This is a genomic window from Bradyrhizobium lablabi (assembly GCF_018131005.1).
Lineage (GTDB): Bacteria > Pseudomonadota > Alphaproteobacteria > Rhizobiales > Xanthobacteraceae > Bradyrhizobium > Bradyrhizobium lablabi_D.
Window position 1 is genome coordinate 416,868 of sequence record NZ_JAFCJK010000001.1, and the last position, 20,748, is coordinate 437,615.

Consider the following 20,748-nt stretch of genomic DNA (forward strand, 5'->3'; position numbering starts at 1 on the left):
CTATGCGCCGAGATAGGCTGCGACGACGTCGGGATGGTGCTGCACCTCCGACGGCGAGCCCATCGCCAGGACCCTGCCGTAGTTCAGCGCGATCACGCGGTCGGAGACGCGGTTCACCAGCGTCATATCGTGCTCGACCATCAATACGGTGATGCCGAGCTCGTTCTTCATGTCGCGGATCCAGAACGACATGTCGTCGGTCTCCTCGACATTCAGTCCGGACGACGGCTCGTCCAGCAGGATCAGTTTGGGCTCCGAGCACAGCGCGCGCGCGAGCTCGATCACCTTGCGCACACCGTAGGGCAGACCTGAGATCAGCTTGTCGCGATAAGGCTCGAGATCGAGAAACTCGATGACCTGCTCGACCCGGCGACGATGCGCCTTCTCGTTTGCTCGCACGCTCGGCAGGAACAGCAATTCCTGCCAGAGCTGGGTGGTGGAGTGCACGTGGCGGCCGACCAGCAGATTGCTCAGCACGGTCGCATTCTCGAACAGTTCGATGTTTTGGAAGGTGCGCGCGATGCCAAGCTTGGCGATACCAAACGCCGGCTCCGCCGTGATGTCCTGATCCTCGAAGAAGATCTTTCCGGATGTCGGCGAATAGATCCGCGAGATCAGGTTGAAGATTGAGCTTTTCCCCGCACCGTTGGGCCCGATGATCGAGAGGATCTCGCCCTTCTCCACGGCGAAGCTGACGGAATCGACTGCCCTCAGGCCGCCGAAATGCAGGGACAGATTCTCCGCGCGGAAATAGCTCATCGGTTCCGCTCCGATTTGACGTAGATCTTCTGCCGCTTGAAGGTGGCGCGCTTGTAAAGCGGAAAGAGCTGGAAGAAGAGCTTGATCTTCAGCCAGCGCCCATAGAGGCCGAGCGGTTCGAACAGCACGAACACCACGATAATGATGCCGTAGATCGCGCCCTTCAGCCCGTTGGCCGAGGCGAACGCCGCGACCGCATCCTGGATATGCCCGGCGCGTTCCTTGCCGGCGCCGAACGCGGCGGCAACGCCGGCGATCACACCAGGCATGTCGTCCTTCAGATAGGTCAGGAACGGGTCGATCATGACAAGGAAGATCGCCCCCAGCACCGCGCCGTGCAGGCTGAATGTACCGCCGATCAGGATCACGATGATGAACTCGATCGAGAGCTGCAGCGTGAACATCTCCGGCGAAATGAAGGAGAGCTTGTGCGCGAACAGCACGCCGGCAAAGCCGGTGATCGCGGCCGAGATCGCAAACGACTTGACCTTATACAGCGAGACATTGATGCCCATGCTGCGGGCCGCCGTCTCACTGTCACGAATCGCGACGAAGGCGCGCCCGGTCGGGGAGCGCAGGAGATTGAGCGTGCCGATGATGGTCAGCACCAGCACCGCAAGACAGAGATAGTAGAAGGTCGGGCTGTCCCGCGACACGCTGGTGCCGAGCAACTGCATGGTTTTGACCCGCATACCCTCATTGCCATGGGTCACGCTTTCCCAGCGGGCCAGTATCTCCTCGACGATGAAGGCAAAGGAGATCGTCGCGATGACGAGATAGATGCCTTGCAGCCGCAGCGCCGGGAATCCGACCAGTGCGCCGACCACCCCGGTCAGGAGCCCCGCGGCGAGGAAGTAGACGGGAAAGGGTACGTCGAATTGCTGAAGATAGGCCGCCGTGTAGGCGCCGATGGCGAGAAACGCCGCGTGGCCGAGCGACGCCTGACCGGTAAAGCCGGTCAGGATCAGCAGCCCGACGCCAACGGTCGCATAGATGCACACGAAGACGAGCTGGCTCATCAAATAGCTCGAGAGCACATGAGGCGCGATCAGCAACACCGCCAGCAACAGGCCGTATGAGTAGACATAGCCCGAATGCGGCAACAGCCTGATGTCGTCGTCATAGTCGGTCTTGAAGAGAAACCGCATGCGCCGCTCCTCAAACCTTCTTGCGTACGTGAAGGCCGAACAGGCCTTCGGGCTTGAGCAGAAGCACCGCGAGCAGCACGATGTAGGGCGCGACGTCCTTCCATCCCTGCGGCAAATAGAAGCCCGCCATGCTCTCGATCACCCCGATCAGGACACCGCCGACGACAGCGCCGGGGATCGAGCCGAATCCGCCGAGAACTGCGGCCGGAAACGCCTTCAGCCCGAGCACCAGGCCGACATTGGAATGGATGAAGGTGATCGGCGCGAGCAGCACGCCGGCACAGGCCGCAACCGCGGCCGAAATCGCCCAGACGATCGACACCACGCGCTTGACCGGAATGCCCATGTAATAGGCGGCGAGCATGTTCTCCGAGCTCGCCCGCATCGCGGTGCCGAGCGTGGTACGGTTGAAGAACAGATAGAGCAGCGTGCAAAGGATGATGGTCGCCGCGATCACCGAGAGCTTGTCGTAGGCGAGCACGAGCGACCCGATGCGCAACACACCCTGGCTGAACGGCGTCTCGATCTTGAAGTCGTCGGTGCCCCAGATGATCCCGGAGACCGAGCGGAGGAAATAGCCGAGCCCGATGGTCGCCATGATGATCGAGAACTGCGGATAGCCGAGGATCGGCCGTACCACCACCCGTTCGGCCAGCATGCCGAACAGCGCCATTGCCGCGACTGCGCCGGCAAAGCCGACCCAGTAGTTCAGCCCGAGCATGCCGATGAAGGTGAAGGCGAAGAAACCGCCCAGCATCATCAAATCGCCTTGCGCGAAGTTGACGACCTCGGTTGCCTTGTAGACCAGCACAAAGCCAAGCGCGATCAGGCCGTAAACGCAGCCGAGCGCGATGCCGCTGACGAGCTGCTGAACGAAGTCCAGCATCGTTCCCTCCCCGATGCACGGCGATTCTGCCGATCGCCTGTTGCATCCCGCTTTCGCGCCCTTGTGCCGGAACCGCAGAAAGCCGCCTATGTCCAGCCCAATTGAGCCAAAAGGCCCGATCGCTGTCAACAAAGCGCTTGCTGGCGGACGTCATCACAATTGGGGAGAATGCCCCGGCACGAAGTTTTGTTCATGATCGTTTCGATTTGCCTGGCGCGATTCACCGCGCCGAAACGGTTTTTGTCCAAGGTTCGGCGACCGACAAGCGAAGCCCTGGATCGTCGCGACATCATGACAGCCGAACTATCAGCGCTCGCCGTGCGAGGGTTAACGAAGCGTTTTGACCGCCCGGCGGTCGATGCGCTCGATCTCACCGTTCGGATTGGCGAGTTCTATGCGTTGCTTGGCCCGAACGGTGCCGGCAAGACCACGACGCTGCGCATGGTGGCGGGGCTGCTGCGGCCCGACACCGGCTCAGTGTCGATCCTCGGCATCGATGCGTTGTCTGATCCTGTCGCCGCCAAACAGGTGATGGCCTGGGTGTCGGACGAGCCGATGATCTACGACAAGCTTACGCCGCTGGAGTACCTCGAATTCGTCGCCGGCCTCTGGGGTGTCGATCCCGGGACCTCCGAAACATCGGCGCGCGATCTCCTGGTCTCGCTCGGGCTTGAGGCGCACCTGCACCAACGTTGCGAGGGCTTCTCCAAGGGTATGCGCCAGAAGGTGGCGCTTGCCGGCGCGCTGGTGCACGATCCGCGCCTGATCATCCTTGACGAGCCGCTGACCGGCCTCGACGCGCTGTCGGCGCGTCACGTCAAGGGGCTGTTGCAGGAGCGGGTGCGCGACGGCTGCACCGTGATCATGACCACGCACATCCTCGAGGTTGCCGAGCGGATGGCCGACCGGATCGGAGTGATCGCGGCCGGCAGGCTGGTCGCCGAAGGCACGCTCGCCGAGCTACGCCAGCAGAACGGACGCAAGGACACCAGCCTTGAGGACATGTTCATCGCGCTGGTCGATACCGAACCGGCGGCCGCGTGAGCTCGGCCGTTCACATCTCCTGGTTCGCCCGCCACGAATTCCGCCTTGCGTGGCGCGAATGGCTGGCGATGATGACCGGAGGCCGCCGCCGGCGCAACCGCGCCGTGATCGGCCTGTTGGTGTTCGCCGCGATCCTGCATCTGCCCGCCTATGCCGTGGTCGGCCGTTTTGCCAACCTGCAGCTTCCGCTCGAGCCGTCGTCGCTGATCGTGCTGACGGCGACCGTCTTCTTGTCCTGGGCGCTGATGCTGTCGCAGGCAATCGAATCCGTGACACGCGTGTTCTATGCGCGCGCCGACCTCGACCTGATCATGTCGTCGCCGGTGAAGCTTACCAATATCTTCTCGGTCCGCATCGCCGCGATCGGGCTGTCGGTGACCGGCATGGCGCTGTTGTTGTCGGCACCGTTCATCGACGTGCTGGTGTTCTGCGGCGGCCCTCGCTGGCTCGCAGGCTTCGGAGCCGTCATCGCGATCGGGCTGTCGGCCGCAGCAGCCGCGATCGCGATTACAGTGCTGCTGTTCCGCTTGATCGGGCCGGTCCGCACCCGCCTCGCGGCGCAGATCGTCTCCGCCGTCATCGGTGCGGGCTTCGTGATCGCCCTGCAGGTCGGCGCAATCCTGTCCTACGGCACGCTGTCGCGCTTCGCCCTGCTGACCTCGGACGCCGCGGCGCGCTTCGCGCCCGATCCGGGCAGCGTCGTCTGGTGGCCGGCGCGCGCAGCGCTTGGCGACGTCGAGGTGCTGATGCTGCTCGTCGCCGGCGCGCTCGCCATGCTCGGCGTGGTGATGGCCGTGTTCGCACCGCGATTCGCCGGCACGATCGCAAGCGTCGCAGCCCATCCGACTGCCGCCACAAGCGGGCGGGCCCGCTCGTTCCGCGCCGGCTCGCGACAGCAGGCGTTGCGCTGGAAGGAGTTGTTGCTGCTTTGCCGCGATCCGTGGCTGCTGTCGCAGAGCCTGATGCAGATGCTCTATCTGGTGCCGCCGGCGCTGATGCTGTGGCGGAGCTTTTCCGACAGCGCCACCGCAATCGTCCTGGTGACCCCCGTGATCGTCATGGCGGCGGGCCAGCTTGCCGGCGGCCTCGCTTGGCTGACGATCTCGGGCGAAGACGCAGCCGATCTGGTGGCGACCGCGCCGCTGCCGCCCTCGCGCGTGATCCGCGCCAAGATCGAGGTGGTACTGATCGCGATCGCCGTCATCTTCGCACCATTGGTCGTCGCGCTGGCCTTCGCCTCGCCATGGCAGGCCGCGGTCACCGCGATCGCGGTGGTCGTCGTGACTGCCTCCGCCGCCGCGATTCAGCTCTGGTTCCGCGCCCAGGCCAAACGCAGCCAATTCCGCCGGCGGCAGACCTCGTCGCGTGTCGCGACCTTCGCCGAGGCGTTCTGCTCGATCGGCTGGGCCGCGACGTCGGCGCTGACCCTGACGATCCCGGGCGCTGCCGTCGTCAGCGGCGCTTTGACCCTGATAACCTTGGCGGTGGCTTGGAAGATCAGCCCTAAGCCGGCGTGAGCCACCGCATTCAAGCGCGATGAGATCAGTATGATTCATCATCGCGCTTTAGCTTGTTGTTTGCGCATGATCTCCGCGCAAACGCTACGCGTTTGTCGTGAGGGAAAACCGCTGCACACTTTTCCGGATCATGCTTTAGCCCTTCATGACCTCCATTACTGCCGCCGCGAAGGCCTCCGGCGCCTCCTGCGGCAAATTGTGGCCCGCGCGCGGGATCACGCGATGGCTCCGGCGGCGGGTAAATTTCGCGGCGCTGGCGCCGCCATCGGTTGCGGGTACAACGCCATCGCCGGCCCCGTCGAGAGTTATGGCGGGTACCGAAATTATCGGCAATGCGGCCAGCCGATGCTGCAGCCCGGCATATTGCGGGTCGCCGTCGGCAAGTCCGAAGCGATGGCGATAGCTATGGATCACGACATCGACATAATCAGGATTGTCATGCGCGACCGCCGTACGCTCGAAACAGGCGTCGTCGAATTGCCAGTTCGGTGACCATTGCCTCCACAAAATCTTCGCGATGTCGCGCCGGTTGGCGGCGAGGCCCGCTCGCCCGCGCTCGAGCTGGAAATAGTACTGATACCAGAGCGGTACCTCGCGCTCCGGCTTCATCGGGGCCATCGCATGCGCGATGTCCTGGATCAGGTAGCTGTTGACACAGACGAGCCCGTTGCAGCGTTCAGGCCAGAGCGCCGCGCCGACGCAGGCGGCGCGGCCGCCCCAATCGTAGCCGGCGAACACCGCTCGCTGGAGGCCAAGCGCGTCCATCAGTGCCATCATGTCGGCGCCGACCGCTGCCTGCTCACCAGAACGGGGCGTCGCGCCGTCGCGGAATGCCGTCGGGCCGTAGCCACGAAGATAGGGAACGATGACGCGGCAGCCCTGCACCGCCAGCATCGGCGCGACGTCCACATAGGAGTGAATGTCATAGGGAAAGCCGTGCATCAACATCACGGCCGGGCCATCGGCGGGACCTGCCTCGTAATAGGCGATGTTGAGCACACCGGCGTCGAGGCGGCGCAGCGGATCCAGCCGCATCGTCGACGGCGCGCGCGGCGCAGAGGCATTGTCGGTCACGGCGGGCTCCTGATCTCGCTTGCTTGCCTGGCATGGTAGCGCCTCTCGCCGGATTAATCGCCTGGCCCGCGTTGCAGCACGCGCCATGGAGCGATGCGCCGGCATCATCATGACGGAACGCCGATTCGGCGATACTGTCCCGGGCGCGGAAGCCGCTACAGACGGAACATGCCATGCCGAAATTGCTCGCCGTGCTCGTCCTGTTGGGGTCGCTGATCGCGCAAGCCTCGGCGCAGGATGCTCAGCGCAGCGAGTGCCTGGCGATGGCAAATGTCCCCCCGCGCGCGATGCCGGTCGGCTTCCGGCGCATCGCGGCGAAGGCCGACGAGGTCGCGATCACCTACGCCGGGCATTCGACGTATTACGTCGACACGCCGGGCGGTGTGCGAATCGCGACCGACTACAACGGCGCCTATCGCACCGGGCGCCTGCCCGACGTCGTCACCATGAACCGGGCGCACGACACGCACTTCACGCTGTTTCCGGACCCGAAAATCCCTCACGTGCTGCACGGCTGGGGCGAGAACGGCCAGCCGGCCCATTACGCCGAGCGCATCGGCGACGTCTATATCCGCAACGTCACCACCGATATCCGCCGCTATTGGGGCGAAGGCTCCGGCGGAGAGATGATCAAGGATGGCAACTCGATCTTCATCTTCGAGGTCGCCGGCCTATGCATCGGCCATCTCGGCCACCTTCATCACAAGCTCGACGATAGCCATTTCGCCGCGATCGGCCGGCTCGACATCGTGATGGTGCCGATCGACGGCACCTATACGATGTCGCTCGACGGCGTCTCCGAGATCACCAGGCGGCTGCGCGCTGCGATCGTGCTGCCGATGCACCGCTTCGCTACGCCGCTTGACGAATTCATGCGCCTGATCGGCCAGCAGTTCGAGATCGACCGGCGCGGCGGCGAGCGCACGCTGAAGATCTCGCGCGACACGTTGCCCGCCACGCCGACGGTGATCATCCTCGACGGAGTCTGAGGCGCGTCCAGAGAGCAATCAATCAAGGACAACCGGGAGTGAATGATGGTCGCCAGCACCTTGCCCGCCTCCGCAAGTGGGCTCTATGCCAATCCACGCGAAGACTGGCTTGCGCAATATACCGAGGAGATCATCGATCCCGCTCGGCCAATCGTCGATCCGCATCACCATTTGTGGGACCGCGGCGGTCTGCGCTATCTGATCGAGGAGATGTCGGACGACATCGCCTCCGGCCACAACATCGTTGCGACCGTCTATGTCGACTGTCGGTCCATGTATCGCGCGGACGGTCCGGAAGCGTTCCGCCCGGTCGGCGAGGTTGAATTTGCCAATGGCGTTGCCGCGATGGCGGCAAGCGGCGGCTATGGCAAAGCCGCGATCTGCGCCGGCATTGTCAGCCACGCCAACCTGCTGCTGGGCGATCACGCCAGGGCGGTGCTGGAGGCCGAGATCGCCGCCGGCAACGGCCGGTTCCGCGGCATCCGCCACTCCTCCGCCTGGGATGAAGATCCCGATGTAGCCGGCATGTATGCGACGCGGCCGAAGGGCCTGCTGCTCGATCCGACGTTCCGCAAGGGTTTTGCCTGCCTGGCACCGCTCGGACTGAGCTTCGATGCCTGGCTGTTCCATCCGCAGATCGGCGAGCTCACCGACCTCGCCCGCGCCTTTCCCGACACGCGCATCGTGCTCGATCATTGCGGCGGGCCGGTCGGCATCGGCCGCTTCGCCGGCAAACGCAAGGAGACGTTTCCGATCTGGAAGGCTTCGATCCAGGAGATCGCGAGGTGCCCGAATGTCGTCGTCAAGCTCGGCGGGCTTGCGATGTGCCTGCTCGGCTACGACTTCCATCTCCGACCGAAGCCGCCGTCGTCGGAGGAACTCGCCACCGTGTGGCGTCCCTACGTCGAAAGCTGCATCGATGCCTTCGGGCCGAGCCGTTGCATGTTCGAGAGCAACTTCCCACCTGATAAGGGCCAGTGCAGCTACCAGGTGATTTTCAACGCCTTCAAGCGGCTTGCTTCACAATACAGCGAAGTCGAAAAGACCGCGCTGTTCTCGAAGACGGCAAAGGATGTTTATCGGCTCGAGATCGGGTAAGCTAGCGACTCATGGATGACGGCATCACCATCCGGACGCTTCGCGAAACTGACGCGGAAGCGGTGGTCGCGCTTTACGCCAGGGCAGCGGCGGTGGAACCGCGGCTCGGACCCATTACTTTGCCGCAATGGCAACAATTCCTGAAACTGCCGCAAAATCGCGGCGGCCGCGATTTTCGCGTAGCGGAAAGGGATGGACGTCTGGTCGGCCTCGCCGAATCCTCGCTGCGCGATCAAGGCCCGCATCACTCCCGGTTCCTCAAGATTGTGGTGGCGCCCGAGGCGCGCCGCTGCCGCATCGCCCTCGCACTGTTCGATGACGTCCTCGCAATCGACGCGTCGGACGCGTATCTGGCCGTACAGACGCTGGTGAGCCGCGACTGGCCGGCAGGAATGGGCTTCGTGTCGTCGCTCGGCTTCGTCCACATCGAATCCGAGATCGGGATGAAGTGCGTGGAACCGCTGCAGCCGGCCCGCACGCTCGCCGCCGCCCGGGCCACCATCGAGCGGGTCAACGACCCAACCGCCTGTGCCGCCGAGGTCGCCCGCATCCACAATGCGGCGTATGCCTCAGATGCGGCGTTCCGCCGGTACTCTCCGGAGGAGATGGCGCAGCTGCTGGCCGGGAGCGAAGTTTGGATCGCCAGCGAGGATGGGCAGGTTTCCGGCTTTTGCCTGACCGAACTCGAACAGACTTCGATCTGGATCGAATCCGCCGCCGTCGATCCGGCGCGGCAAGGGCGAGGCCTCGGCCAGGTCCTGGTCTATCACGTGTTGACCGCTCACGACGTCTCGGTCGAGCATCCCTGCTGGCTGAATGTCTCCAGCCGCAATCCCGCCGCGCTCAAGATCTATCGGCGGCTCGGGTTCCGGCCGCAGCACGAGACCTGCCGCTTCAGCGCCACACGGGGCGATCTGATCGCCTCACGCGAAAGGCGCTTCGGCCCGAGTATTATCGGTTCTGATTGATCAGAACCGAAGTTCTTGATTCCTGTTTGACGCGTTTTCTTCAGGCGAACAGGCGCTACGCCCATTCACCCTGCCGAAACAACGGCACGCGGCGGCCATCGGCATGGACGCCGTCGATGTCGGTCTTGTCGGAGCCGATCATCCAGTCGATGTGGATCAGGCTCTTGTTGCCGCCCCGGTCAGCGATCTGCTGCGGCGTCAGCCTGTCACCGTTGACGAAGCATTTCGAGTAACACTGGCCGAGCGCGATATGCGAGGCGGCGTTCTCGTCGAACAGCGTGTTGAAGAACAGCAGCCCGCTCTTCGAGATCGGCGAGGAGTGCGGCACCAGTGCGACCTCGCCGAGCCGGCGCGCGCCCTCGTCGGTATCGAGCACCTTCTTCAACACCTCCTCGCCGCGCGAGGCCTTTGCCTCCACGATCCGGCCGTCCTCGAACTTCACGGAAATATTGTCGATCAACGTGCCCTGATAGGACAGCGGCTTGGAGCTGACGACATGGCCGCTGACGCGCCGGCAATGCGGCGTGGTAAAGACCTCCTCGGTCGGGATGTTGGCGTTGCAGACGATTCCGTTCTTGGCGGTCGATGCACCGCCTTCCCATTCATGGCCGTCGGCAAGCCCGATCGTGAGGTCCATGCCGGGACCGGAATATTTCAGTGCATGGAAGCGCTGGCCGTTCAGCCATTCAGTACGCTCGCGCAGCCTTGCATTGTGCTGTTCCCAGGCAGCGACGGCGCCGTCCTGATCGACGCGCGAGGCCGAGAAGATCGCGTCCGCGAGCTTCGCCACCGCCACGTCTTCGGCATCATCGGGGAAAACCTGCTTCGCCCAGGACGCGCTCGGATAGGCGATGATGTTCCAGTTGGTGTCGAAATTGACGATCTTCTCCAGCGCCGGCTGGTAGGCGATCGAGTTGGCCTTGCTGGCGCGCGCGACCTTGGTCGGATCCTCGCCCGACAGCAGCATCGGATTGTCGCCGACGATGGCGAGTCGTGCCGTATTGGCGCCAAACGCCTTGGCCATCCCTTCATAGAGCCAGTTCGCGGCACGATCGAAGCTTGCGTCGTGGCCGTAGCGGTAGCGCGCGAGCGTAACCTCATCGTCCGACAGGAACGGCGTCACCAACCCGGCGCCGGCCTTGTAGGCGTGCTCCGCAATCCGGCGCACCAGCGGCAGCGCGACCGCGGGCGCGGTCAGCAGCAGATCCTGTCCCGGCTGCAGCCGCAGCCCGACTTTCACCGCGACTTCGGCGAGGCGATCGAGCTTCACGGGATCGATCGAGGCGGAAACATTGCGTTGATGTGCAGTCATGAATTGTCCGGCGCTGGCAGTTGAGAGAACTGGATTGGTAGTTCAACTTGACCCGCATTCGCAAGGTTCCCGCTGCCTCCGCCGATCACGCGACGGCGAGTGACTTCGACGTAACGGGAGATCAGGCGCAGGTCCGAAACGACTTCGCGCATCTCGCGGGTGCCGAAGGCATCCCGGAACAGTGCGGAACCGAGCATGGTGGCCGAGATCGGGAAGGTGGGCATGGGCGTTTCCTGCTGCCGATCGCGGCTCAGCGAACGTTCCCTATCACGCCGCGCGCGCATCCGTCACCCGGACGGCCCCGATCCCTCCGGCATATCGCCAAACACCTCGGCTGCGATCCGGCTGGTTTCGATTGCAGCCGGAACGCCGCAATACATCGCGACAAGCAACAACACATCCTGCACCTGTGCGGCCGTACAGCCATTGGCAAGCGCGCCCTTGGCATGGACCTTGAATTCGGCCGGCTTGCCGCTCGCCGCGGTGATGCCGAGCATCACGAGACTGCGGATCTGGTCGGAAAGGCCGCTTCGCTCCCAGACGTCGCCATAGACGTAGGCGTTGATGATGTTCTGCAGCGGTGCGCCGAAATCGCCGGCGGCTGCCATTCGCCGCGCGACATCAGCCTCGCCGAACATCCTTTGGCGTCGGCGCAGGCCACGCGCATGGAGATCGCTGATGTCCACCATGATGATGCCTCCAGTTTTGTGATTTATACGGATAAATCGGATCGGTCTCAATCGTACGCCTTGCGCCCTTGTGGCAATTATCCGTATAAATTTGCCGACTCCGGAGGATGTCGGGATGAAGGTGCGCCTGGGTTGGCTTGTCGTCCTGCTCCTGTGCGGACCCGCGGCGCTGCCGGCTGTTGCCGCCGACGACTTCCCGCAACGCCAGATCAGGATCATCGTCCCCTTTCCGGCCGGCGCCGGCCCGGACCAGGTGGCACGGCTGATTGGCCAGCACCTGCAGGACGCGTTCGGCCAGACCGTGTTGATTGAGAACCGCGCCGGCGCGCTCGGCAGCATCGGCGCACAGGAAGTGGCGCGCAGCGCGCCCGACGGTTACACGCTCCTGATGGGCACCAACACTACGCATGCCAGCAACGTCGCGACGCTGAAGAGCTTGTCCTACGACCCGGTGAAGGATTTCACGCCGGTCATTCGCACCACCACGACGGCGATGGTGCTGTTGGTCAATCCAAAATTCGCGGCCCGGGACCTGCCGCAGTTCCTCGACTACGCCAAGGCGCATCCCGGCTTGACCGCGGGTTACGGCTCGGGCGCATCCCAGATCTCCGTCGCGCAACTGCAGTCGCGCGGCGGCCTGTCGGTTGTCGCCGCATCCTATCGTGGCGTGCCACAGGCGTTGACCGACGTGATGGCCGGTGTGATCGACCTCACCTTCGGCGATTTCTCGGTCGCAATCCCGCAAATGCAGGGCGGCACGCTGCGCGGCATCGGCGTGACCTCCGCGACGCGCAACGAGCTCACGCCGGGGCTGCCGGCGCTGGCTGAGGTCATGCCCGGCTTCGAAGCCACGATCTGGTACGGGCTGTTCGCGCCGGCCGGCACGCCTGAACCGGTCGTCGGCAAGATATATGCTGCGTGCGAAAAGTTCTTGTCGCTGCCGGCGACACGCGAGAAACTTGCGAGTGTCGGCGTGGTCGTCGCGACCATGACGCCGGCCGAGTTCGGTGCCTTCGTCAAGAACGAGATCGTTCGTTGGTCGGCCGAGGTTAAGGCGGCCGGTATCCAGCCCCAATAGCGGGAAATGAAACAACAGATTCGTGACCTGACACCCGAGACACCGATCGGAGTGATTGGCCTGGGCTTGATGGGCTCGGTCATTGAAGACGTTCGTGGCAGACGAAGCCAACCTCGGAGAGGCACATGATCAACTGCGCGATCGCGGGCCTCGGCCGATGGGGGCGCGCGCTTGTCGCAGCGGCACGCAACGGGAAGCGGCTGACGATCAGCCGTGCCGTTGAGCCGGACATGGACGGCGCCAGAAGCTTTTGCGCCGGGCACGGTCTCGACCTCGCTGACAACCTCGAGGCGGTGCTCGCCGATCCCGGTATTGACGCCGTATTGCTGGCGACGCCGCATTCGCTGCACAGGAAACAGGTCGTCGCGGCCGCCGCGGCGGGCAAGCAGGTGTTTTGCGAGAAGCCGCTGGCCCTGCGGCGCGCTGACGCAGCGGAGATGTTCGCGGCCTGCCGCAACGCCGGCGTCGTCCTCGCGGTCGGGCACAACAGGCGCTTCTGGCCCTCGATGCGGGCGCTGCGCGCCATCGTCGCCGCCGGCGAGCTCGGTACGTTCCTGCATGTCGAGGGCCATAACAGCAACGAGAACTCGCAGAGCATCACGCAGGGCTGGCGGCTGTCGCCGGAGGAATCGCCGGGCGGCGGGCTGACCGGCGCCGGCCTGCACGTGCTCGACGCCTTTGTCAGCCTGCTCGGCCCGGCGCACCAGGTCTATGCCCGCCTGACGCCGCACGAGCCGGGCCCGCCGCCGCTCGACACCGCAATGCTTGCGATCGAATTTGAAAACGGAGTCACCGGCACGCTTGCGACGGTGCGCGCGACGCCGTTCTATTGGCGCCTTCACGTGTTCGGAACGAAAGGATCGGCCGAAGTGCTGGACGAGGGGACGATCGTGCTGCGCAACTCCGGCGAGCCGCCCGCGACGGTGCGTTACCCGGCGCTCGATACGCTTGCCGCGGAGCTGTCGGCCTTTGCCGACGCGATCGAAGGCAAAGAGCCTTTCCCGGTCCCCGAAGCGGACGTGCTGGCAACCCTCGCCGCTTTCGAGGCTGCGCTGCAGTCGATGCAATCCGGGCGTCCGGTCATCTGTCATGGCTGACAAACCGGGCAAGGCGAGATCGTCCCGCTACCGCGATATCGCAACCAGCCTGCAGAAGGACATACGGCTCGGCACCTACGCGGTCGGCAATCTGCTGCCGACCGAAACCGAGCTGATGGCGAGCTGCCGGGCGAGCCGCCAGACCGTGCGCGAGGCGCTGCGCATCCTGATCGACCAGGGCCTGATCGTGCGCCGCGCCGGCCTCGGCTCGGTGGTGATCGCCGACGAGCCGCCGGTGCTGTTCACCCACAGCGTGAAGTCGCTCGGCGAGTGGTTGCGCTATTCCAATGAAACCTATCGCGACGTCGTGCGCAGCGGCGACGTCGTCGCCGATCGCAAGCTTGCCGCGCTGCTCAAATGCGAGCCGGGCAAGAACTGGTTCCTGATCGAGGCTGTGCGCCGCTCGGACCAGTTCGCGGCTCCGCTCGGCTGGACCGAGATCTATGTGCTGCGCAAATTCGCCGGCGTGGTGAAGCGTGCTGACCACGGCCGTACTCCGGTGCACGAGCAGATCGCCAAGATGTACGGCCAGACCACCGAATACGCCCAAATGGAGATCTTCGTGCGCAGCATGCCCGCGCCGATCGCGAAAGCGCTCGGCGTCAAGACCGGCTCGCCGGCGTTGACAGTGGTCCGCCGCTACTACGGCCTGCGCGAAGAGTTGTTCGAGGTCACCATCACCACGCATCCCGAAGGCCGCTACACCTACACGATGGACATGCAGCGCTCGCTGCGGCCGCGGCTGTAGCGAGCCTAACGTGCACCGGCATAATGCTGCCGGGCCGAGGTGTGAGCCGTTTGTGGCGGTCCAACCGCGCCCCAGATGGCAACGGCGATCAAAGCAGCCGCCCACACGTACGGTATGGCACTTGGCTGCTTCATCGATAATGTGCTCCAGCGGATCATGCGGCTCGCCGAGACGGGGCGATTCCTGAGCCTCACTAGCGCTATAGCGTGTCCATTTCAGGACATCCTCATCCAAAATCCAGAAATCGCTTCGTCGCGACATAGAAATGAGTCTAATGCCGCTGGACCCGAAGTTGCGCTTTCGGCGAACGCGATTCGTGCGCAAGGTGGTCCACTCGGAGAATCTTTTGGCTGATCCCGGGTCAATTGCATGGGAGATCTTCCAAAGAGTCATTATTAAATCTTTTTGATTGTCGCCGGGAATCCCGGCATGCCATGACTGTGTATGACAGTACGGTGACAAGGATGCTTCAGTGATCGCTCATCCGGCAAGACCTCAAGGCGCCCGACGCCGCCGCTCCCACGAATCGCAGGATGAGGTTGCGCGATCGCTCGAACGGGAATTGAGCCTGCTGGCGGAAGAGCGCCGGGAACGCGCGCATCAACTTGGCCTCGACCTCGGATCCACGGCAGCGAAGCCGCGTGAATAGGCCAGCGCGTTCGAATCGAACGCGCTGCCCTTACGCCTTTCGTAGCAAACCCCGCCCACAACCTCCGTGGTTGCGCCGCGCCGCCCGGGCAGGCGCGCACGGATTCACCAAGCGACAGACCGATGCGGGGTCTTGCCTCGTCGGGCAAATCAATGCGCCGGGCTGTTATTACTCGCTGTCGACCTGGACGTCGTGGCCGAAGCGATCCTTTCCATTCAGCCGCGCCTTGGCGCCGTCGAACGACAGCAGCCATTTCCGGTCGGTGTCGCCGCCCACCATGCGCAGGTCGATCGCGAATGTATGGCTGTCCTGCCATGTTCCTTTGAGCGCCATCACACCAAGCGGCGTCGTATCGCCGAGGCGATAACGTCCGTCCAGCCCGATCGGCCCGGCCAATCTGATAGAAGGTCGGGCCGGATCAGGCGTCGACATCTCCAATTCGTAGCGCGGAAGCGCGCCGTTCAGATCCAGCGAGATCTTCCGTACATCGAACGCGCTGCGCGCGAATCGGTACGTCTTGCCAGAGATCGTGGCGGCGGTCTCCGGCGTTGCGCCAACGGCGGTGGTCCTTTCGGTTGCGATATCGCGGAGTTCGCCCGCCAGCAGATTGGCGCCAACTGGATCGGCCGGCAGTGCAACGTCGGACTTGACGGCGCCGGTAATATCGGCAGCCAGCTTGCCGAACGAACAATAGTCGCGCGCAGTCACGACAGCGATGACGTCGAGCGTGGGCAACACCATGATGAGCTGACAGCGGTCGCCGACCGCCATAATGACCTGCCTGCCCGGCATCACCCAGAAGAAATTGGCGTAGCGCATGGTCGGATCGAACGTCGTGTGCATCTCGACCGTCGCATGCCTGATGCGCTCGACCCAGTTCGGCGGCAACAGATGCTGCCGCTCCCACTCGCCGTCATGCAGATAGAGATAACCGATCTTGGCGGCGTCTCGCGGTGCGAGCATAAGACCGCCGCCGCCCTGCGACAGTCCCTGCCCGACGCCATGCCAGGTCGGAGCGGCGATACCGAGCGGACGGAACAGCCGCGCCATGGCATAGTCCCGCGCGCTCAGTCCTGTGAGCTTGCTGATGACGGCGGACAGGAGCTGCGCATTTCCGCTGTTGTAATAGAAGACTTCGCCCGGCTCGTTCGCCATCGGCCGGTCGAGAACGAAGTTGATCACGTCGCGGCTGCGTTCCCATTCGATCAAGGAGTCGGGACGGCCGCCTTCGACCCCCTCCTTCCAGTCAAGGCCCGAGGTCATGTCGAGCAGGTGCTGGATCGTGATCGCCTGCTTGCGGACATCGACACTGGCAATGCTGCGATCGCTGAAGAAATTCAGCATATGATGGTCGACGCTGTCGAGCAGACCGTCCTTGATGAGCATCGCGGTCAAGGTTCCGATCACCGCCTTGGTGGCGGAGTTGATCACGTGCGGAATGTCGGCGGTGTACGGAGCGTAATAGGCGTCGAGAACGATCCGGCCGTGACGTGCGATCAACAGGCTGTCGAAGCTGCGGGCAGTCCCGTAGCTGACGAGCCTGGCGAGCGCGGCCGACTCCATGCCCTGCTCTTCGGGCGTCGAGGTCAGCCATTGCGTGGTCGGCCACACCGGGTCGCCGCCTTGTGCGCGGACCGCGCCGGATGACGCCAGCACAGACGCGAGCAGCAGGCTGCTGCCCAGCATCGACACGGCCAATCGTCCGCCTTGCATGGACGCCTCGTCGGAATGCGACTACGTTGCGGCACAATCCGCGAGCGCCAGCGCACCTGTCAATGCCCACGCCGCTGCGCCATCGGCATGACTGCAATTTGGGGTAAGTACTCATAAAAATAGGATTGTCGCGCGGACGCCGCTGCCATGGATGCTCGTGTGAGGCCGATCCGGTCTTTCAGGAAGCGCGAGCAGTACAGCATTCAGTCTCATCATCGATTCGGTACTTGGCGCTGGATTTACAAACAGGCGCATCTCGATCACGGGACCTGCTCGCGAATTTCCACAGCCACTAGACGTCGCCAAGCAGCGACACTCACGATAATGTCAATCGCCATGAAATGATCGTCCAAATACAATGTGTGGTGGTAGCGGCGGCTGCCGCCGTCCTGAGTGCTAGTCGCGTTACAATCGTAGCGAAATTTTCACGCCAACGGCACTGAGTCGCCACAGGGCCGCTGAATCTTTGGTGACGAACGGCGTGGAGTTTTGAAATGGGACTGGCCAGTCCACCCGACGCACGTTTTGCGGCCGGGATCATCGAGCGTATCGCAAACAGCGTTTCGACAGCGACCGGAACGCACCCAGCATTCTCCCCCGACCGGCGAACCACAAAGGATTGAGGTCGGCCGAGAAGTGACCATTTTATCGCGCCTTTTCTTGCTGGTGGTCGTCGCGCTACTGCCGGCGATCGCAGTCCAGACAGACAATGAATTCGACCTGCGCCGCGCGCGCGAAGTCGAAGTGCAGAACCAGGCGCTTAGCCTGGCCAAGCTCGCCGCAGCGGAGCAACAGCAGATCGTCCAGGGAATTCACCGGACCCTGATTGCGCTGTCGGAGCTCCCGGCGATAAAGGCGAAGGACACCCAGGAATGCAACGCTTACCTTTCCAAAATCAAGCAGCGATATCCGGGGTTCATCAGCTTTATCATCGTCGACATGAATGGCGACTCCTTCTGCGACGCGAGCAACGATCACAGGCCATCGACCGCCGCCGGGCGGCCCTACTTCGCCAACGTCGTGAAGACCGGTGAATTCACGGTCGGAGAGTTCGCGGTCGGTCGAGTGACCGGCCGTAACGTCCTTCATTTTGCGCTGCCGTTCTATGGCGACGATTCCCACATGGGCGGCGTCGTTATTGCCGCTCTCAGCCTTGATTGGCTCGCTGACAACATCGCGCGAAAAGGCATTCCAGCGGGAGCGGCACTTACCATCACGGATCGCAATGGCACGTATCTCGCCCGCTACCCCGATAACGACCGGCTTGTCGGTAAAAAGATGCGCGGTGACAGATACCTGAATCTGGACCAACGGGGAGCGATCGATATCCTCGACATCCATGGGGTGGAGCGGATCATCGGCTACGCAACCCTGGACGCCAGTTCCGGGGGGCTTTTTGTCGGCTATAGCGTCAACAAGGCGCAGGCCTTCGCCGAGATCGAGAATCGCACACGGCGCGACATCATTTTGATTGTCTTGAGCGCCGCGCTGGTATTGCTCCTGACATCTTTAGGCGCCCGCCGGTTCATCCATCGTCCGCTTGGCGAATTGGTCTGTGCCGCGAACCAATGGCGTCTCGGCGAATACGGCCGACGTGTGGGCATCCGGGATAAATCGGAAATCGCCCGGGTCGCCGACGCGTTCAACACCATGGCCGACGCGCTGGAGCGTCGCGAGCACGAATTGTCCGAGGCGAAGGAGAGAGCCGAGGATGCGGCGGCCCGGATCACGATGATCTTTGAGAGTACGACTGACAGCGTGATCACCATCGATCGGGACTGCCGCATCCGCTTCTTCAACCAGCGGGCCTGGGCGCAGATCGCCGAAGGGCGCCAACTCATGGGCATGGAGTTGCAACAGGCTTTTCTGGACGCCGCCGGCACGGAACTACTCGGTCGATTTCGAGAAGCGATGTCGGACCAGCGCCCGATCTCGTTCGAGATGCTCTGCCCTCGCCGCAATGTCTGGTACGCGTTCAATGCGTTCCCCTCCAGCGAAGGCCTCGCCATCTTCTTCCGGGACATCACCGAGCACAAGCACGCGGTTGAGGCGCGCCGCCTGACTGAAGAGCAGCTTCAGCAGAGCCAGAAAATGGAGTCCGTCGGCCAGCTCACTGGGGGCATCGCGCACGACTTCAACAACCTGCTTGCGGTCGTCTCCGCGAACCTCGAGCGCATCGAGGAAGAGGGAGCGGAAGATATCAGCAGGGTCCGTCAGTTCGCCGCGGCCGCCCGCCGTGCCGCTGATCGGGGAGCCAAGCTGACGGGGCAGCTTCTGGCCTTTTCCCGGCGGCAAAGATTGCATCCGAAACTCGTCAGCGCAAATGAGCTGATTGACGAATTCCAGGGGCTGATTCGCCAGGCGGTCGGAGGAGCATGCGAGATCAAGCTGCGGATCGACGAACGACTGTGGCTGTGCCACCTCGATCCCGCGCTGCTGGAGACCGCCCTCCTAAACCTGGCCCTCAATGGCCGCGATGCCATGCCGGATGGCGGCGTCCTCGAGATCGAGACGCGGAACGTCGTGCTCGACAAGGGAGCTGTGGCCGGATGTTTGCCCGGACCGTATGTCAGGATATCCGTCACTGACAACGGCTGCGGGATGCCTCCCGACGTACGGGATCGGGTTTTCGAGCCCTTCTTCACGACCAAGGAAGTCGGCAAGGGCACCGGGCTCGGCCTCAGCATGGTCTATGGCTTCGTCCGGCAATCGGATGGGCATGTAACCATAGAGAGCGCGCCCGGCGCGGGAACTACGGTCGCCTTGTACCTGCCTGGAGCCACGCAAAGGCCTGAGGCTAAGGTCGAAGCTATTCAAGCCGAGGCTACACCGGGCGGCTCGGGCCAAATTCTGATGGTCGAGGACAATGAGGATCTCCTCGATGTCACGTCCCAAATGCTGACCACGTTGGGGTATCAGGTTCTTTGCGCCCGAAACGGCGCGGAGGCCATCCGGATACTCGAAAGTGGCCGGGACATTAAACTCTTGTTCAGCGACGTCGTGATGCCGAGCGGAATGAATGGCGTTGAGCTTGCCCGCGAAGCGAGGCGCCTGAGCAAAGGCATCAAGATCCTGCTCACCTCGGGCTATGCGGGAGAGGTTATGGAACGATATCGCGCGGTGAACGAGTTTCCGATTATCGACAAACCCTTCCGCCTGAAAGACTTGGCGCGGTGCCTGCGCTCAATCCTGCACGAACCGTGAGGTCCTCGTCCCCGCCTCCCCGGCTTGTGCGGGCACACCGCCAACGGAAGTAACCGTTTGAACTGCTGTCTCGCAGTGGTTCATTGTCTACCTCCCAACGGCAGTCATCCGCGCCTTATGAGGTGCACACGCCCTACTCCCTTTTGAAGACTGCAACCATTTAGTAGATTTTTGTGACTGGAGAAGGCGAGCATAAGGAGGAACACCATGTCGGAATTGGCTTCCCCGCTTAATTCGCTGGTTGGCACATGGAAGGTGTTGTCGTTCCAAATCGAATTTGAGGACAGCGACGAACGAGACGAACCCTACGGCACAAACCCAGACGGCTACGTAGTGCTCACCGATAAGCGCCTAATCGCCGTGATAACCAGGCCGAAACGGGCGATGGATCAATCCGCTGCCAACTTGTTCGATAGCATGATGGCATATTCCGGTCGCTATCGATTGCAAGGCGATGATTGCTTCATCACCACCGTCGACAGCACTTGGCTTCCAGCTTGGCATGGTACGGAGCAAGTTCGCTACTTTAAAATCAATGAGGGAGTGTTGTCGGTCGTAGGATTGTTTCGCGAAAATCCAAAGTATCCGGGAAGGCGTGTTCGAGGCGTATTGACCGGCCGGAAAGAGTAGACCGGGATCGGCAATCTCGGAGCGCAACGTTCCTTTCGACCCGTCGCGTCCGACTTCCACGCTTGCCTTGGCGTCTCCTTGAGGTAGACTAGGCGTAGTCTCGGGATGATTCAATCGACGCAAATGGCCCCTTCCGGACATCCGC

Annotated in this window: 18 protein-coding genes; 10 read left to right on the forward strand and 8 right to left on the reverse strand. The window is 63.1% G+C overall.

Annotation, left to right across the window (positions count from 1 at the left end; genetic code table 11):
• From JQ553_RS01965 to JQ553_RS01975, 3 genes are read right to left on the reverse strand one after another with little or no spacing between them, the layout of a single operon-like run.
• A complete protein-coding gene (locus JQ553_RS01965) occupies positions 1-759 on the reverse strand; it encodes an ABC transporter ATP-binding protein (protein ID WP_212498198.1) in 759 nt (252 codons plus the stop codon).
• A complete protein-coding gene (locus JQ553_RS01970) occupies positions 756-1,907 on the reverse strand; it encodes a branched-chain amino acid ABC transporter permease (RefSeq protein WP_212498199.1) in 1,152 nt (383 codons plus the stop codon). The genes JQ553_RS01965 and JQ553_RS01970 overlap by 4 nt, the downstream gene beginning before the upstream one ends.
• A gap of 10 nt (positions 1,908-1,917) precedes the next feature.
• Positions 1,918-2,793 (reverse strand): branched-chain amino acid ABC transporter permease, encoded by an 876-nt coding sequence (locus tag JQ553_RS01975; RefSeq protein WP_212498200.1) that lies wholly within the window; start codon positions 2,791-2,793, stop codon positions 1,918-1,920.
• Between the two features lie 291 nt (positions 2,794-3,084).
• On the opposite strand from JQ553_RS01975, the gene JQ553_RS01980 reads away from it, so the two are divergent.
• Complete coding sequence (locus JQ553_RS01980) at positions 3,085-3,837, forward strand: ABC transporter ATP-binding protein (protein ID WP_212498201.1); 753 nt, start codon at positions 3,085-3,087, stop codon at positions 3,835-3,837.
• Entirely contained in the window at positions 3,834-5,354 is a 1,521-nt protein-coding gene (locus tag JQ553_RS01985; RefSeq protein WP_212498202.1) for a permease, read from the forward strand. Before JQ553_RS01980 ends, JQ553_RS01985 begins: the two co-directional genes overlap by 4 nt.
• A gap of 135 nt (positions 5,355-5,489) precedes the next feature.
• Here JQ553_RS01985 and JQ553_RS01990 read toward each other — a convergent pair whose 3' ends face one another.
• Positions 5,490-6,389: an alpha/beta fold hydrolase gene (locus JQ553_RS01990; RefSeq protein WP_212498769.1), complete on the reverse strand. Its 900-nt coding sequence runs from the start codon at positions 6,387-6,389 to the stop codon at positions 5,490-5,492.
• A gap of 212 nt (positions 6,390-6,601) precedes the next feature.
• Here JQ553_RS01990 and JQ553_RS01995 point away from each other — a divergent pair, with 212 nt between their 5' ends.
• From JQ553_RS01995 to JQ553_RS02005, 3 genes are read left to right on the forward strand one after another with little or no spacing between them, the layout of a single operon-like run.
• Positions 6,602-7,417: an MBL fold metallo-hydrolase gene (locus tag JQ553_RS01995; protein ID WP_212498203.1), complete on the forward strand. Its 816-nt coding sequence runs from the start codon at positions 6,602-6,604 to the stop codon at positions 7,415-7,417.
• A 45-nt stretch (positions 7,418-7,462) separates the two neighbouring features.
• Entirely contained in the window at positions 7,463-8,515 is a 1,053-nt protein-coding gene (locus JQ553_RS02000; RefSeq protein WP_212498204.1) for an amidohydrolase, read from the forward strand.
• Positions 8,516-8,526: 11 nt separating this feature from the next.
• Complete coding sequence (locus JQ553_RS02005; RefSeq protein WP_212498205.1) at positions 8,527-9,483, forward strand: GNAT family N-acetyltransferase; 957 nt, start codon at positions 8,527-8,529, stop codon at positions 9,481-9,483.
• Positions 9,484-9,538: 55 nt separating this feature from the next.
• On the opposite strand, the gene JQ553_RS02010 is transcribed toward JQ553_RS02005, so the two are convergent.
• The 3 genes from JQ553_RS02010 to JQ553_RS02020 all read right to left on the reverse strand — a co-directional run bounded on the left by JQ553_RS02010 (position 9,539) and on the right by JQ553_RS02020 (position 11,484).
• On the reverse strand, positions 9,539-10,795 hold the full coding sequence (locus tag JQ553_RS02010) for an aminopeptidase (RefSeq protein ID WP_212498206.1): 1,257 nt from the start codon (positions 10,793-10,795) through the stop codon (positions 9,539-9,541).
• Positions 10,792-11,019 (reverse strand): hypothetical protein, encoded by a 228-nt coding sequence (locus JQ553_RS02015; RefSeq protein ID WP_212498822.1) that lies wholly within the window; start codon positions 11,017-11,019, stop codon positions 10,792-10,794. Before JQ553_RS02015 ends, JQ553_RS02010 begins: the two co-directional genes overlap by 4 nt.
• A gap of 63 nt (positions 11,020-11,082) precedes the next feature.
• Positions 11,083-11,484: a carboxymuconolactone decarboxylase family protein gene (locus JQ553_RS02020; protein WP_212498207.1), complete on the reverse strand. Its 402-nt coding sequence runs from the start codon at positions 11,482-11,484 to the stop codon at positions 11,083-11,085.
• 115 nt (positions 11,485-11,599) lie between these two features.
• Between JQ553_RS02020 and JQ553_RS02025 the strand changes: the two genes are divergently transcribed.
• The 3 genes from JQ553_RS02025 to JQ553_RS02035 all read left to right on the forward strand — a co-directional run bounded on the left by JQ553_RS02025 (position 11,600) and on the right by JQ553_RS02035 (position 14,407).
• Positions 11,600-12,562 (forward strand): tripartite tricarboxylate transporter substrate binding protein, encoded by a 963-nt coding sequence (locus JQ553_RS02025; protein ID WP_212498208.1) that lies wholly within the window; start codon positions 11,600-11,602, stop codon positions 12,560-12,562.
• A 125-nt stretch (positions 12,563-12,687) separates the two neighbouring features.
• Positions 12,688-13,659: a Gfo/Idh/MocA family protein gene (locus tag JQ553_RS02030; RefSeq protein WP_212498209.1), complete on the forward strand. Its 972-nt coding sequence runs from the start codon at positions 12,688-12,690 to the stop codon at positions 13,657-13,659.
• Entirely contained in the window at positions 13,652-14,407 is a 756-nt protein-coding gene (locus JQ553_RS02035; protein ID WP_212498210.1) for a GntR family transcriptional regulator, read from the forward strand. Before JQ553_RS02030 ends, JQ553_RS02035 begins: the two co-directional genes overlap by 8 nt.
• Before the next feature lie 817 nt (positions 14,408-15,224).
• Here the strand turns inward: JQ553_RS02035 and JQ553_RS02040 are convergent.
• A complete protein-coding gene (locus JQ553_RS02040; protein WP_212498211.1) occupies positions 15,225-16,769 on the reverse strand; it encodes a serine hydrolase in 1,545 nt (514 codons plus the stop codon).
• 636 nt (positions 16,770-17,405) lie between these two features.
• On the opposite strand from JQ553_RS02040, the gene JQ553_RS02045 reads away from it, so the two are divergent.
• Both JQ553_RS02045 and JQ553_RS02050 read left to right on the forward strand, forming a co-directional pair.
• Positions 17,406-19,973, forward strand: a complete 2,568-nt coding sequence (locus JQ553_RS02045; RefSeq protein ID WP_212498212.1) for an ATP-binding protein — start codon at positions 17,406-17,408, stop codon at positions 19,971-19,973.
• Between the two features lie 207 nt (positions 19,974-20,180).
• Positions 20,181-20,603: a lipocalin-like domain-containing protein gene (locus JQ553_RS02050; RefSeq protein WP_212498213.1), complete on the forward strand. Its 423-nt coding sequence runs from the start codon at positions 20,181-20,183 to the stop codon at positions 20,601-20,603.
• The last annotated feature ends 145 nt before the right edge of the window (positions 20,604-20,748 follow it).